Source organism: Psychrobacter sp. CoH-33_TS_01 (assembly GCF_058189395.1).
The window spans coordinates 41,571-55,286 of record NZ_JBVGQI010000002.1 but is presented as its reverse complement, the minus strand read 5'-3'; the positions used below and the strand labels follow the sequence as shown (position 1 = coordinate 55,286).

General features: G+C 45.9%; 10 protein-coding genes. 9 read left to right on the top strand and 1 reads right to left on the bottom strand.

From position 1 onward, the window contains the following. The first annotated feature begins 503 nt into the window (after window positions 1–503). The 9 genes from rpmH to ACZ2XM_RS03340 all read left to right on the top strand — a co-directional run bounded on the left by rpmH (window position 504) and on the right by ACZ2XM_RS03340 (window position 10,158). Window positions 504–638: a 50S ribosomal protein L34 gene (gene rpmH / locus ACZ2XM_RS03380; protein WP_007394757.1), complete on the top strand. Its 135-nt coding sequence runs from the start codon at window positions 504–506 to the stop codon at window positions 636–638. Between the two features lie 250 nt (window positions 639–888). Further along, window positions 889–1,290, top strand: coding sequence for a ribonuclease P protein component (gene rnpA / locus ACZ2XM_RS03375; protein WP_490587435.1), 402 nt, complete (start codon window positions 889–891; stop codon window positions 1,288–1,290). After that, a complete protein-coding gene (gene yidD, locus ACZ2XM_RS03370; RefSeq protein ID WP_490586986.1) occupies window positions 1,287–1,673 on the top strand; it encodes a membrane protein insertion efficiency factor YidD in 387 nt (128 codons plus the stop codon). Before rnpA ends, yidD begins: the two co-directional genes overlap by 4 nt. A 471-nt stretch (window positions 1,674–2,144) precedes the next feature. Next, on the top strand, window positions 2,145–3,851 hold the full coding sequence (yidC, locus tag ACZ2XM_RS03365) for a membrane protein insertase YidC (protein WP_490586985.1): 1,707 nt from the start codon (window positions 2,145–2,147) through the stop codon (window positions 3,849–3,851). A gap of 258 nt (window positions 3,852–4,109) precedes the next feature. After that, complete coding sequence (mnmE, locus tag ACZ2XM_RS03360) at window positions 4,110–5,501, top strand: tRNA uridine-5-carboxymethylaminomethyl(34) synthesis GTPase MnmE (RefSeq protein ID WP_490587434.1); 1,392 nt, start codon at window positions 4,110–4,112, stop codon at window positions 5,499–5,501. Window positions 5,502–5,599: 98 nt separating this feature from the next. After that, window positions 5,600–6,061, top strand: a complete 462-nt coding sequence (gene nrdR, locus ACZ2XM_RS03355; protein ID WP_490586984.1) for a transcriptional regulator NrdR — start codon at window positions 5,600–5,602, stop codon at window positions 6,059–6,061. Between the two features lie 78 nt (window positions 6,062–6,139). Then, the gene (ribD, locus tag ACZ2XM_RS03350) at window positions 6,140–7,222 is read left to right on the top strand and encodes a bifunctional diaminohydroxyphosphoribosylaminopyrimidine deaminase/5-amino-6-(5-phosphoribosylamino)uracil reductase RibD (RefSeq protein WP_490586983.1); all 1,083 of its coding nucleotides are present in this window, start codon (window positions 6,140–6,142) and stop codon (window positions 7,220–7,222) included. Between the two features lie 992 nt (window positions 7,223–8,214). Then, window positions 8,215–8,895: a riboflavin synthase gene (locus tag ACZ2XM_RS03345; protein WP_490586982.1), complete on the top strand. Its 681-nt coding sequence runs from the start codon at window positions 8,215–8,217 to the stop codon at window positions 8,893–8,895. An 87-nt stretch (window positions 8,896–8,982) separates the two neighbouring features. Further along, window positions 8,983–10,158, top strand: coding sequence for a CAP domain-containing protein (locus ACZ2XM_RS03340; RefSeq protein ID WP_490586981.1), 1,176 nt, complete (start codon window positions 8,983–8,985; stop codon window positions 10,156–10,158). 201 nt (window positions 10,159–10,359) lie between these two features. On the opposite strand, the gene ACZ2XM_RS03335 is transcribed toward ACZ2XM_RS03340, so the two are convergent. Beyond that, complete coding sequence (locus ACZ2XM_RS03335; RefSeq protein ID WP_490586980.1) at window positions 10,360–13,488, bottom strand: hybrid sensor histidine kinase/response regulator; 3,129 nt, start codon at window positions 13,486–13,488, stop codon at window positions 10,360–10,362. Between the last annotated feature and the right edge of the window lie 228 nt (window positions 13,489–13,716).

Below are 13,716 nucleotides of genomic sequence, written 5' to 3'. Positions count from 1 at the left end.
AAAAGAGTTAGACAACAGGGGTTTATAGACAGACCTCACAGACCAGTTACCAGATAATCAGAGTAGCTAATGTTAATACTTCTAGTCACAGATAAGCATGATATAAAACATTCAAGCAACGAGACAGCTAACTTAATTCCTAATAGCGCTAATTGATATCTTAGAGTTTAGTACTTAGCAACCTAACTCACAGATGAGTATTACTATTCCAATAAGCTGAGACAGCCCACGAACAACCCTAAAAATTCATGTCGCCTTTCAGCAGTTTATCTCAGTTATAGCTCTCCCCTCCCCCAGCGCAATAGCAAAAAAAAGAAGCTCGCAAGGGCGATATTTCAGGGGCGGAAAACGGTATCGACACCCTTAAAAAAAGATATAATTAACACCCTAACACTACAGGTTACTTAGGTTAATCCTTAATAATGCATTGACCGAAGAAAAAGGCGGTGTTATAATTTCGCGTTATTACAATTTTTTCAGTTAACTGTTCACATAGGTGAGTTATGAAACGTACTTTCCAACCAAGCGTTATCAAGCGCAAACGCACACATGGTTTCCGTGCTCGCATGGCTACTAAAAAAGGCCGTCAAGTACTAGCTCGTCGCCGCGCCAAAGGTCGTCATCGCCTAACGGTATAGCAAGAGTCTAATGTAGGGTGGCCTAATGGTTGCCTCATTATTGAAACGCCTTTCGGGGCGTTTTTTTATGGCTGTTATTTGTATATTTGAGCTGTTTTTTCGCTAGTCATGCTCCGCAGCCACAGTGAATTATGTTAATTTATAGTGGCTCATACGTATTTGCTCGCGCATCCTCTCTCCTGTTTGTTTCCTTTTTTCCCCATTATTGATAAAGATACCGCCAATGACCTCGATCTCCGTATCCAATGATATGTCTACTACCCCCACTACCATAGTAGCGGATCCGCTGCCAGAGTTAGCTACTTATAGCTTTACCAAGGCTCAGCGTTTGCTCACACCAGCAGCTTATCGTTTAGTATTTGATGGCACAGAACGCAAGCTGCATCAGGCCCATTTAATGGCCTTTATCCGCAGCAATGAGCAATCGCAAGCTCGTATTGGGATGGCTATTACTAAAAAGAAAGTGCCTACAGCGGTACAAAGAAATAGAATCAAGCGACATATCAGAGAGCAATTCCGCCATTGCGCTGCCCAATTAAAACCTTATGATATTGTTTTTATAATTAAAAAACCTATCAATGATTTGGATAATAAAGAATTAGACATAGAGATAAATGAAATCTTTAAAAAAATTAAAAATAAAAATAAATGAAATCTTTAAAAAAATCATTTAATAAAATTTTCTATTTATTTTTTGATAGGTTGTTTCGGATTTATCAGCTGTTTATAAGTCCGCTATTACCTGCTCGCTGTCGTTATTATCCCACCTGCTCAGAATATGGTCGGCAGGCCTTAGCTTGGCATGGCCCTTGGCGAGGAGGCCGCTTAACCCTTCATAGACTGTGTCGCTGCCATCCTTGGGGCGGTCACGGTATCGATTTTGTGCCATTGCCGTTATACCGTTATCTCTTCAGTTATGTGGCTACCTCCACCTCATTACCCTTAGCCTATCGTCACTACATCTATGTGGATCGCAACAGCTATCCTGCCCGCTTAAATCAGTTGCTCCGAACTAGGGGTAAGGTGCTTTTTTAACCTTAAGTTTAAGTAGCATGCTCATGATGAGGCACAGGTTTAGATTAATTTGTTAGCAGTTATGTGCTGTCAACACAAAAAACTATCCTAGGCAAGCTTGACCCCAAGGCGGCTTAGCGAGTGGTGGGTAACGTTTTGCAAGGCTCACCCTGTTGCTTGGCAGTATTTATTCGGCGTAGCAATCTTACGGCTGCGCTAGTCATGGATAGCTAACATATTGCTGACGTTGAGAGTCAGTATCAATTCTGTCGTTTTTTTAGTAAAATAAGCACCATTTTATGTGAATGCACGTGATTTGCCCCTTTTTTACACTCGATTGGGTAGCACTGGTATTAGCCGTTGTTGACGTTGCTAAGGCCTTTGCTGTGGTTTAGCCCTTTAGCGTGCCACTGACAAGCAACCACGAAAGTAAGCAATAAAGGGTGAGCTGCGACTCGTATTACATGCCCTATTTAACTCTAGGAATGCTCTATGCAAAAGATATTTCGAGTGATGATCATCATTGCGATGTTGATCACAGCTTATCTGCTGATTTTGGCTTGGCGAGATGATAATGCCAATGCGCCAGTAACTCAGGCGGCCACCGAAAATGCAGTGACAGTTGGCTCAGATATTCCATCGACAGCTGCTGCTGGTACCGGTACGCCTACTGGCGATTTACCTGTCCAGACCACCCCAACGGGCACCGTCGTAGGAACAGATGCGATAGCGAAACCTAAGGCTGATGCTGGTCTTATTAAGGTCACCACCGATCGCTACGATATTCATATCAATCCGCAAGGCGGCGATATTGTCTATGCGGCGCTCAAACAATACGATGCCACTTTAGACAGCGAAGAGCCGTTTGTACTGCTAGAGAATGACAGCAACCGCGTTTATGTTGCCCAGTCAGGCTTGATTGGTAAAGATGGTATCGATACTGCAGAGGGCCGTGCTAATTATCAGCATAGTGCCTCTACTTATGTCATGGGCGAAGGTCAGCAGACTTTAGCGGTGCCCCTCACCTATCAAAAAGATGGCGTGACCATTACTAAGACCTTTACCTTTACCCACGACAAGTACCCTATTGATGTGAGCTATACCATCAAAAATACTTCGGGTGCCCCTTGGGAAGGTCAATTGTTTGCGCAGCTAAAACGCGATGACAGTAAAGATCCTGGTATGTCTGATAAAGGCGCGCTGAGCATGGCGACTTATTTAGGCGGTGCTTGGGGAACTCCTGATGACCCTTACAACAAGCTAAAATTTGGCAAGTTTAATGATGACAAGGTCAGCGTATCTAGCGATAAAGGCTGGGTGGGTATTGTGCAGCATTATTTTGTGTCTGCTTGGACGCCACAGAACTTCACGGGTCAATTCTTTAGCCGTGAGACTGGCGGGGATTACTTTATCGGGTTTAATAGTAAGCCGCTAGTGGTGGCACCCAACAAACAAGCGACTTTAACGGCCACTTTATACGCAGGTCCTAAAGTTCAGTCCGAGCTTAAAGATGTCGCGGTTGGCCTCAATAAAACGGTAGATTATGGTCTGCTGTGGCCCATCTCGAAGGTTTTGTTTGCGCTGCTAGAAGGTATTCATAAGGTACTGGGTAACTGGGGTTGGTCAATCATTGTATTGACGATTTTAGTGAAGATTGCGCTAATGTGGTTTTCGAATAAGAGCTACTATTCTATGGCGAAGATGCGAGCTATCGCGCCAAGATTACAAGCTTTAAAAGAAGAGCACGGCGCTGACCGTATGAAAATGTCGCAAGAAATGATGGCGATTTATAAAGAAGAGAAAGTCAATCCAATGGCTGGGTGTTTGCCTATCTTGCTACAGATGCCTATTTTCTTAGCTTTGTACTGGGTGCTAGTAGAGAGTATTGAGCTACGTCATGCCCCATGGATCCTGTGGATTCATGATTTATCGGCGATGGACCCTTGGTTCATTCTACCGTTATTGATGGGTGCTTCAATGTTCGTGCAGCAGCAGTTTAACCCGCAGCCAACCGATCCAATGCAAGCTAAGGTAATGAAATTCTTACCAATTATCTTTACTGCCTTTATGTTATTTTTCCCAGCAGGCCTAGTACTTTACTGGACTGTGAACAACCTATTTAGTATGACGCAGCAATATATCGTCAATAAAAAGGTTGAAGAAGAGCAGAAACATAAAACGGTTAAAGTGTTAGATTAAGCGAGCATTGTCCTCGTTAATACGGGCAAGCTCTTATAGAAACCATCGCTATTGCGGTGGTTTTTTTATGCTTAAGATTTAATTAGTTCGGTTTAAAGTAGCTGAAAGGAGTTGGGAGTAATGACTTTAGGCAACAAAAGCGAGGAATACAGGAGTTTGCTTTGTCAGGACGCGAGCAGCTGTTTATAATGGCTCATTTGCTTGCTAATGAGAGTGCTCGTGACCGCTACCCTAAATGACACTGCTACTAATTCTGCCCTGGAGCCTACGCGCCCTACCACGGCTTTACCTACCATTGCGGCGATAGCGACCCCGCTAGGGCGTGGCGGTGTGGGTATCATTCGGTTGTCGGGCAGTAAGGCCTATGCTATCGCTTGCGCACTGACCAAAAAGGCGGAATTTACTCCGCGGTTGGCCAGTTTTTGTCGCTTTTATGGTGGCAAAGGTGAAGTGCTCGATGAAGGGTTGGTGCTCTATTTCAAAGGCCCTAACTCTTTTACGGGTGAAGATGTCATTGAGTTGCAGGGCCATGGCGGGATGATTTTGCAGAGTCAACTGTTAGCGCGTACCTTTGAATTGGGCGCAAAACAAGCCGCTGCAGGAGAGTTCTCTTACCGAGCTTTTGAAAATGATAAGTTAGATTTACTGCAGGCTGAAGCTATTGCCGATGCTATCGATGCCACCAGTGCCGCCGCTGCTAGCAGTGCCATTCGCTCGCTAACCGGGGCGTTCTCAGCGCAGATTAATGACTTACTTGAGCAGCTGATTCATGTGCGTTTGCATGTTGAAGCGGCGATTGATTTCCCTGAAGAAGAGGATGTAGACTTCTTATCCGACGGGGTAATCGAAGCTAAAATTCAAGCCGTACAAGCGCAAATTCAGCAGGTATTAGCCACTGCTGAGCAAGGCCAATTGCTACGTGATGGTATTCACGTGGTGCTAGCAGGCCGGCCTAATGCGGGCAAATCTAGCCTGCTCAATCGTTTAGCGGGACAAGAGCGGGCTATCGTCACCGAAGTGGCCGGTACCACGCGGGATACCCTACAAGAGACCGTGGTGCTTAAAGGGTTAACTCTCCATCTGACCGATACGGCAGGGCTACGCGATACTACTGATACGGTAGAGCGCATAGGTATCGAACGGGCGCGCAAGGCGATTGCGCAAGCTGATTTACTGCTACTGGTCTATGATGTGACCCAAGACGCCGATCCGCTAGTGTTGGCACAGCAGCTGTTTGGCGAACTGCCTGCTGCGAAACGTTTACTGATTATTGGCAATAAATCTGACCTACTGTCGGTTCAATTGGCTGCATCACAAGCTCAAGTAGTCACGCATGACGACTATCAACAGGTCAACGTTTCATGTGAAACGGCGGCGGGCATTGAGACGCTAATCGATACCCTATGTGATAAGGTAGGCTTTCATCCGCCCGAAAACAGTATGATAGCGCGCACTCGGCATATCGATGCGTTAAACCGTACTGCGACTCATCTTGAAGATGCTTACGAGCAGCTGACCATCTATGCGGCCGGTGAATTGGTGGCAGAGAGTCTACGCCAAGCCCAGCTCAGCCTAGGAGAAATCACTGGCCAGTTTAGCGCTGATGATTTACTGGGCAAAATCTTTGGCAGTTTCTGTATTGGCAAATAACGGACGTTTATCCTCCGACATTGTTACTCTTTGCCTTGTTCTTCTCGACCTTGTTTTACGCCTCTCGTGTACGTCAGCGACTTGAAATAGGACTCACTATGCATTGCCCTTATTGCAACGCTTCAGATACCAAAGTTATCGACTCAAGACTGGCTGCTGAAGGCGCACAGGTCCGCCGACGCCGTCAGTGCAGTCAGTGCCAAGATCGCTTTACCACCTTTGAGATGGTCGAGGTGGTGATGCCGCGCATTATCAAATCTAGCGGCAAGATAGAGCCGTATGACAATGAAAAACTGCGCCGCTCTATTTACTTACCGCTACAAAAACGTCCTGTGACTATCGATGAGCAAGAAGGCATGATCAGCCGCATTGAAAAGCGCGTCCGCCAGATGGGTGAGCGCGAGATTAGCAGTAAGGTGTTGGGTGAAATCGTCATGAGTGAGTTAAAAGACTTAGACGATGTCGCCTACGTACGCTTTGCCAGTGTCTATCGCGACTTCCAAGATATCGATGCCTTCCGTCAGGAATTGGCCAATATCCGGCCTGATGAGGCGTTATAACTCTAGTGCAGGTCTGGACTTATACCCTTTTAAACCTGGGCTAATCTTTGCTTAATTCTTTTATTCTTGAGAGCCTCCATGTCAGCTGCTACTGCCCCTACTCTAACTATCACTACGCCTGCAAGTGCCTCGCTTCGCCCTGAAGACTCGTATTATATGTCTCTGGCTATCGAGTCCGCGCGCCAAGGCTTATTTACTACGCGCCCCAATCCAGCGGTAGGCTGTGTCCTCGTTAAAGACGGTGCAATTATCGGACGAGGTTTTCACCCTAAAGCTGGGCAACCGCATGCTGAAGTTTTTGCGCTACGTGAGGCGGGAGAGCAAGCTATTGGCACTTGTGCCTATGTCACTTTAGAGCCTTGTAGTCATACGGGCCGGACTCCCCCTTGTGCCGCTGCGTTGATTAAAGCGCAGGTTACGCGCGTGGTAGTGGCAGGGCTCGATCCTAACCCTAGTGTGGCCGGACGTGGGATTGCTATGTTGCAAGCTGCGGGGATTGAAGTGGTAACTGGGGTGATGCAAACTCAGGCAGAGGCGCTCAATACCGGTTTTCTCAAGGCCATGCGTAGCGGACTGCCCTATGTGCGCTTAAAGATAGCCACGAGCTTAGATGGGCGCACGGCTATGGCGTCTGGTGAGTCGAAATGGATTACTGGTAGCGCCGCGCGTACGGATGTGCAGCGACTAAGAGCACGCAGTGCCGCTATTATTACCGGTAGTGAGACGGTTATTGCCGACAACCCCAGCCTTAATGTCCGCTCTGACCAACTTGGCGTCGCTGTGGAGCAGATTCCACAACCTAAGATTGTGATACTGGACCGTCGCAGTCGCTTGCATACTGAGGCAGACTATACGGTTTGTCATTATCCCGAAACTCTATTTTGGCGAGAAGACGACCTGTTGGCTTTGCTTAAGACGCTAGTCAGCGAGTATCAGTGTTATGACGTGCTAGTCGAAGCGGGTGCTAAGGTCGCCGGTAGCTTTATTGCAGCAGGCTTGGTAGATGAGCTCGTGGTGTATCAAGCCCCGTGTATTTTAGGCAGTACGGCGCGGCCGATGGTAGATTTAGCATTAACACAGCTGGCCACACAGCAACGTTATCATTGTCAGTCTCATGAGGCCGTAGGCAATGACTTAAAGTTGGTTTTCACCCCTTTATAGGCTGCTTAATCTCTCATTTTTTAGCGACTCATTCAGAAAGTACTAATCAATTATTCTGCGAAATATAGCGGCATCTTGTTATTCAAATCACTGGGTACTTAGCTGCTGTTACTCCTCTATTCCTCTGTCATAGTCATCCTAATATTTATTCTCACCCTCTGCGTTTTTGCTGCTGTTCAAGGTATAGCAATAGCTTCATCATGCCTGTGAGCAACTTGGCAAAACTATCCACAGGGCAGCTGTTTATACATTTATAGGGGCTATAAAATTAGGTTTCACGTGGAACTGTGGATAACTTTGTTTCATGTGGAACCTTAGAAAAAGAGTTTTTAGTACTCTAGTTAACCGCTAATCTTTGATTTATATAGAGTCTGTTAGCATGACTGAAGTCATTGCAATTACATGGTTAAACGTCTAACGAGCTGTGGATAAGTTTAAGTTTCACGTGAAAACAAGGTTAATTTCATAGATTTCTATAAAGTTATCCACAAGTCATGACCGATTTTACCTTCGATTGATAAAGAGCTATTAGCAAAATATAGGGGTGAATTATGGGCTGTATTTAATAATAGTTTACAGTTGTACACTTATTAATTAGTCTGATTTTGCGGTTGTTTGCTGGCGCTAATCTGTTATCTTAATAAGTTAGGCGGGTTTTAAGGGCTAAAATTGTTAGTTAGCCTGAGTCATTAGCAGGGATAATAGAGTCAATCCTGTTTAAAGCGGCTACATAAAGAGTTGCTGAGATAAATTCTCAGGCTAGAAGTCAAAATATAGACTCAAGGCAGGCACAAACTTATTCCAGAGACTGTGTAGAAATCTATAGGGCTTGCCTATAGGTTTAGCAGGTGCTTAATTGAGCCGCGTTAGCCATCCCCTAGTTAGTTCATGCCCACTTAGCTCGCTCGCCCGCCAAAAAATAAGTCAGCGACGCAGTATTAGCCCTATAATAGAGCTTGGGTTTCTATTTTAGCGCGTCATAAAGGATAGCTATGTTTACTGGTATTATTGAAAGTGTAGGGGTTATCAAGTCATTATCTCCAGTAGGAGGTGATATTCGCCTTACGGTTACCGCAGCCGATCTAGACTTTGCCGATGTGAAGTTGGGCGATTCTATTGCTTCAAACGGTATTTGTCTGACGGTTGTAGATTTGAGCGACACAAGCTACAGTGTCGATGTATCGCGTGAAACTTTGGCCAAGACAGCGATGCACGAGTGGAAGACGGGTCATGCTGTCAACCTAGAAAAAGCGATGCTGCCCACGACTCGCTTTGGCGGTCATATTGTCTCAGGTCATGTGGATGGCGTAGGGGTCGTACGAGTCCGCCGTGAAGATGCGCGCTCTATCTATTTTGAGATTGAACTACCGCATAGTCTTGCCCACTATACCGCCACTAAAGGCTCTATAACGGTGGATGGCATCAGTCTAACCACCAATTTGGTCAAAGATAATGTGGTGTGCTTAAACATTATTCCGCATACCGCCAAAGTGACCAATATTGATAAACATTGGCAAATCGGCATTAAAGTCAATATTGAGGTGGACGTGGTCGCGCGCTATCTTGAGCGCTTATTGTTGAAAAAAGAGTCCGCCGCTGATGGTAGCAGTCAGGATGGAGGCTCAAGATTAACCGAAGCTTTTTTAGCTGAAAATGGCTTTATGAAACCTTAATAGCCTGTGGATAGTGGTATTAACAGGGTGTATGTCATATTGTACTAACGATAATGGACTGTCTTTTATTCTTATAGGAATTCGCTTATGTCATCGCTACTCCCCGTAATCCCGCTGTCGGTTACTCGTGGTTTCACGATGGCTTTGCTTAGTGCGCTGTTGCTTGGTTGTGGTGGCTCTGATGGGAGCGATACTGTACAGCAACCTGTAGTTAAAAAAACTAAAGATGACGCGCTAGGTCCTATTACCAAAGATGAGGCTGTTAAAGGCCCTAATGCCCCTAGCACGCCCCCGGTGGCTCCTAACCAAATTGACTTAAGTCAAAGTGAATTGGCGGTGAGCAAGCGCTTAAATCAACGCCGGACAGCGTGTGGCTTTGGTACGGTTACCGTTGAGCCACGATTAAAGCAGGCAGCTGCCAACCACGCCAATTATTTATTGCACATGGCACAGTATAGTAGCAATGATTTCCAAGGGCATTTTGAATATGCTGTGGATGGAGACAGTGGCAGCAGTAACCCCTATTATTCAGGCATGGAAGTGACCGATCGGGTGAGCACTCGCCAACTTGGGCGCCAGGCTAAGGCAGTTAATTACCCTTATCGGGTGGTAACGGAAGACTTGTCCTTTTTCCGTTTTAATGATGCCTATTTCAGCAAATATGGCGACGAGAAAATCGCGCTTAGTAGTTTGAACAGTCTGTTAGCCGCCCCTTATCATATGGCCAGCTTACTTGGTCCTGAGTTGTCAGAGATTGGCGTCAGTTATGGCCGCGCGCCGTTAGCTACCCCTTTGCAGCTGAGCAATGGCTCAAGTACTTCTGCCCAAGGCAGTGTATTAGAGTTGGTTTTGGCCAGTCCGGCTGAGCAAGCGCAGCGCGTTAACTCACAAATTCTGAACTACCCTTGCGATGGTACGATAGGGACGCAATATGAGCTCACCCATGAGTCGCCCAATCCTTTTGGTAATAATGGCCGTGACTTAGCGCATGAGCCTATTGGCCAACCCATCTATATTTTAGGCAATGACAAGCTGACGGTAAGTAATTATAAGATGATCGATGCGGCCAATCGCGAGATTGCGCTAAAGAATTTAACCAGTGCTAACGACCTGCATAAATTACTGACTCCCAATCAAGTTATCCTGATGCCTATGGAGGCTTTAGTACCGAATCAGAGTTATCGCGTCACGTATTCAGCGACGGTGAATGGTCGCGACTTACAGAATAAAACGCTGACTTTTACCACTAAGGCGGCTTCTTAGTCGCTATAGCCAATCTCGAGTGGTATGTCTCTAGTATGCTATCGAGTATTAAAGCTTATTAGTATCAAGGCTAGTTAGTGCTAAATCTGGTTAATGGCAAAGCGAATTTAAACGTGGGGCCGTTAGCTCTAGAAGTCCATTGGTGGGTGCACCGATGGGCTTTTTTTAGCGGCTAAACTAATCAATGAGCGGCTAAATTAGTTACTGATGGGGTAAAAACTGCGCTAGCATAGCTGCGAGTTTGTCTTTTTTAAGGGGTTTGGCCAAGAAACCATCCATGCCAGCTTGCATACACGCCAGTTGGTCTTCTTCGGAGTCATTGGCGGTTAAAGCTATAATGGGAATAGCATCTTGACCACTACGAATATGTTTGGTAGCACTGATACCATCGAGGATAGGCATGCGACAATCCATTAATATCAAAGCAATCTCGGCACGATGGCGCTCAAGCAAGCTAATGGCCTCTTCTCCATTCTCCGCTACTAAAGAGCGATAGCCGAGCTTCTCTAACACCTTACAAGCGACCTTTTGATTCATAGGCTGGTCTTCAGCGACCAAGATTAAATGGTGACCTGTAAGTGGGTCAGTGTCAGACGGTACAGCCGAGGCTTGCTCAACTATAGCATCTGCTGTTGTGGTAGCGCCTGTTGTTATAGCGGATACAGGTTTTGCGGCTTGGTCCCTAGCCGGCGCTATGGTAATGGTGTTGGTAGCGGTTACTGTCTTGCTATCATCAACCTTGCTATCATCGCTGCTGCTATCTGGTGGCGAGGTTAATTTTGCAGCAGTAGCTTGCGAAGCGTTATGGTTAGCCTGCTCTTGGTAAGTGATGAGCTGGTATTTAGCTTGCGCAATACTATCGAAAGGTACGCCATTACTAGCCGCACCATTTTGATAAGGCGACGGTTTGCCAGCATACTGCGAGAGACGACTGATCTCAGAAATGAGATAGCCTATATCTAAGGGTTTAGCCAAAAACCCATCAAATTGCGCAATGATTTGTGAGGCAATACCGCGCTCAGGCATCATACTTAGTAAGATTTTGGGGCTAGTAGCATAGATATTGAAAGCCGTTAAGGCGCTTAAATCGCTATGTTGATGCAGCTCATAATCCATTAATATTATTGGCTTAAGCTGAGCCGGCGCGACGCGAGACCATTGCTTATTAATACTAGCGACACTGTTGGCATCTATTACGGTGCGGACTATGGCGGGCAATAATAGATGGTTGAACAATTGCCGTAAATATCTAGCACTAATCTCGTCATTCACAAAGGCAATCAAACAGATGTCTGAGAAGTCGCTATTGAAGGGATAGACGGGCTGAAAAGAGGGCTGGTGTCGTGGCAAGCAAATACTAAAGGTACTGCCGACCTTGGGCTCACTTTCCAGATGAATAAAACCCCCTAAGAGTTGGGCAAAACTGTTGGAGATAGCTAAGCCTAGCCCCGTACCACCAAACTGCTGACTAATAGAATCGTTGGCTTGATTAAAAAAAGAAAATAGCTTGCTCTGTTCTGCCTGTTCAATGCCAATCCCGGTATCTTTGACACTAAAGCATAGCCATAGGTGCTCATCAGCCAAGTCAATATCAGGCTCTGCTGACGATTCATTAGCTGTGCTAGGGCTAGTGACTTTATACTTTTCTGCTAGGGTGGTCGCCCGCGCATTGATGGTGTGCTCGACATCATTAATATTTAAGCTATGAGCTTGCTGATGACCACGGCTAGTGCTCAATAACCTATTGGGTTTATGCGTTTGATTAGGGGCGAGATAGCGCGAATCATGCGTGGTCATAGGCTCTATAATTAAAGCCACATAACCGGATTGGGTGAATTTGATGGCATTACTAATTAAGTTCATCAAAATTTGTTGCAGACGCCCCGCATCCGTAGTGAGATAGCGAGGACACTGCGGATCAAAGAAGTAATGCAGCTCCACCCCTTGTCGGCGCGCATTGCCCACCATCAACTCACAAATTTGCTTGCATAAAGCTAGGATATCTACCGGCTCCGACGCCACTTTGAGCTTACCGGCATCAATTTTGGCCATATCCAGCATGCCATTGAGCATCGAGAGCATCGATTGACTGGCTTGCTTTAGGGTCTTCACGGTCTCTGTTTGGCTACTGTTTAGACCATCCATGAGTAGCAAATCTAGCATGCCAATCATCCCGCTGAGCGGCGTTCTTAGCTCATGCCCCATGATGGACCATAACTTATCAAAGTCGGCCAGACGAGAGTGTTGCTGTTGTAGCTCCTGCTCCGAGTCTGCAAGCTGCTGAGTCAGCGCATGGATATTATTTAGGACACCAGTAAACCCATAAATCTGCCCATGCTCACCAAACCACGGCATTATATGCAGTTGATAGCGCTGGCCATCTTCTAGGCTATCGACCAATAAGGTGCGGGTGACTCGCTGTGTTGCGAGCTTGCTTAGGGTCTGATGGGTAGCCTTATCTATTCCCGTAAAAAAGTCGGTGAGCGTATACCTCACATTATCCTGAAAGGTAGTCGAAAACACCTGCTCAAACCGTTGATTGGCAAAGCTAATTTTGCCATAGCGCTTGATAGTTAACATGGGCAATGGCGCATGATCAATCAAGCGATTTAAGCGATGGTTTAAAAGTTGCGAGCGGCGATAGTTTTTATGGAGCTGATAATTGATTCGGCTCAGCGCATGGCCCATTCGCAGAAATTCTGTCGCTACTTTTTGGTCGGTAAAGGGGGGTGAGGCATAGCTTTCTTTAGCATATAACGATAGGCTTTCAGTATAGCCAATGAGCTGCTCCCACTCGTTACGCCGTTTTAAAACAAAGCTCATTCCTATTAATAGCAGGACAATAGTGACCAATATAGGCACCCAATACCGATAAGCAGTCCATTCAATATTAACGGGTTTATGATACAGATTGACGTAGACCTGATAGCCGTCATCCAAGTCTATCCAGCCTGATAGTTTAGTATTATCAATAGTATAGAGGTTGGTTTCGTGCAGCGGCAGTAGCTGTGGTAGGGTGACGGTCTCAAGATTGGTATCGTCACTGCGATAGTAATCGTGAATATAGGTCTGTCCGGAGGGCGCCATCAGGATTAACTGGTAACTAATTCTCCTAATAAATGGCTTTTTTAGCAGTACTTTAAGGTCAGTTTGATTGCTGGCTCGATGCTCTTTTAGCTCATGTAATAGCCGGGAGAATACCTGTTGACTGCGCAGCTTTTGTTGTTCGACTGCCGCGCTATAAGCCAATACATAATACATCGCTAGCATTACAATTAAGGCTAGGAAATAAAAGGCAAGTAAGCGTTGCGAGGTCGAGGTGTTTTTCATGAGATATAAGGTAAACTCCGCTACGGTAGCGTTTAGAGAGTAGAAACTTAGTATAGCACTGTCTATAACACATCCCTACTAACACAGCAGGCTTAGGTTACTGAAGTTAAAACACTATATGGTCAGCAGTTAGACCAAGACCGACACTACAGATAAGCCTAAGAATACATCCATCTCTATATGGCTCAAGCCATTCAAGCATAGCAGTCCCTAGCGAACTGCCTTATA

Excerpts from the sequence above, each read along its gene's own strand:
- rpmH (WP_007394757.1), top strand. The coding sequence starts at position 504 with ATGAAACGTACTTTCCAACCAAGCGTTATCAAGCGCAAACGCACACAT.
- rnpA (WP_490587435.1), top strand. The coding sequence starts at position 889 with ATGTCTACTACCCCCACTACCATAGTAGCGGATCCGCTGCCAGAGTTA.
- yidD (WP_490586986.1), top strand. The coding sequence starts at position 1,287 with ATGAAATCTTTAAAAAAATCATTTAATAAAATTTTCTATTTATTTTTT.
- yidC (WP_490586985.1), top strand. The coding sequence starts at position 2,145 with ATGCAAAAGATATTTCGAGTGATGATCATCATTGCGATGTTGATCACA.
- nrdR (WP_490586984.1), top strand. The coding sequence starts at position 5,600 with ATGCATTGCCCTTATTGCAACGCTTCAGATACCAAAGTTATCGACTCA.
- ribD (WP_490586983.1), top strand. The coding sequence starts at position 6,140 with ATGTCAGCTGCTACTGCCCCTACTCTAACTATCACTACGCCTGCAAGT.
- ACZ2XM_RS03345 (WP_490586982.1), top strand. The coding sequence starts at position 8,215 with ATGTTTACTGGTATTATTGAAAGTGTAGGGGTTATCAAGTCATTATCT.
- ACZ2XM_RS03340 (WP_490586981.1), top strand. The coding sequence starts at position 8,983 with ATGTCATCGCTACTCCCCGTAATCCCGCTGTCGGTTACTCGTGGTTTC.
- ACZ2XM_RS03335 (WP_490586980.1), bottom strand. The coding sequence starts at position 13,488 with ATGAAAAACACCTCGACCTCGCAACGCTTACTTGCCTTTTATTTCCTA.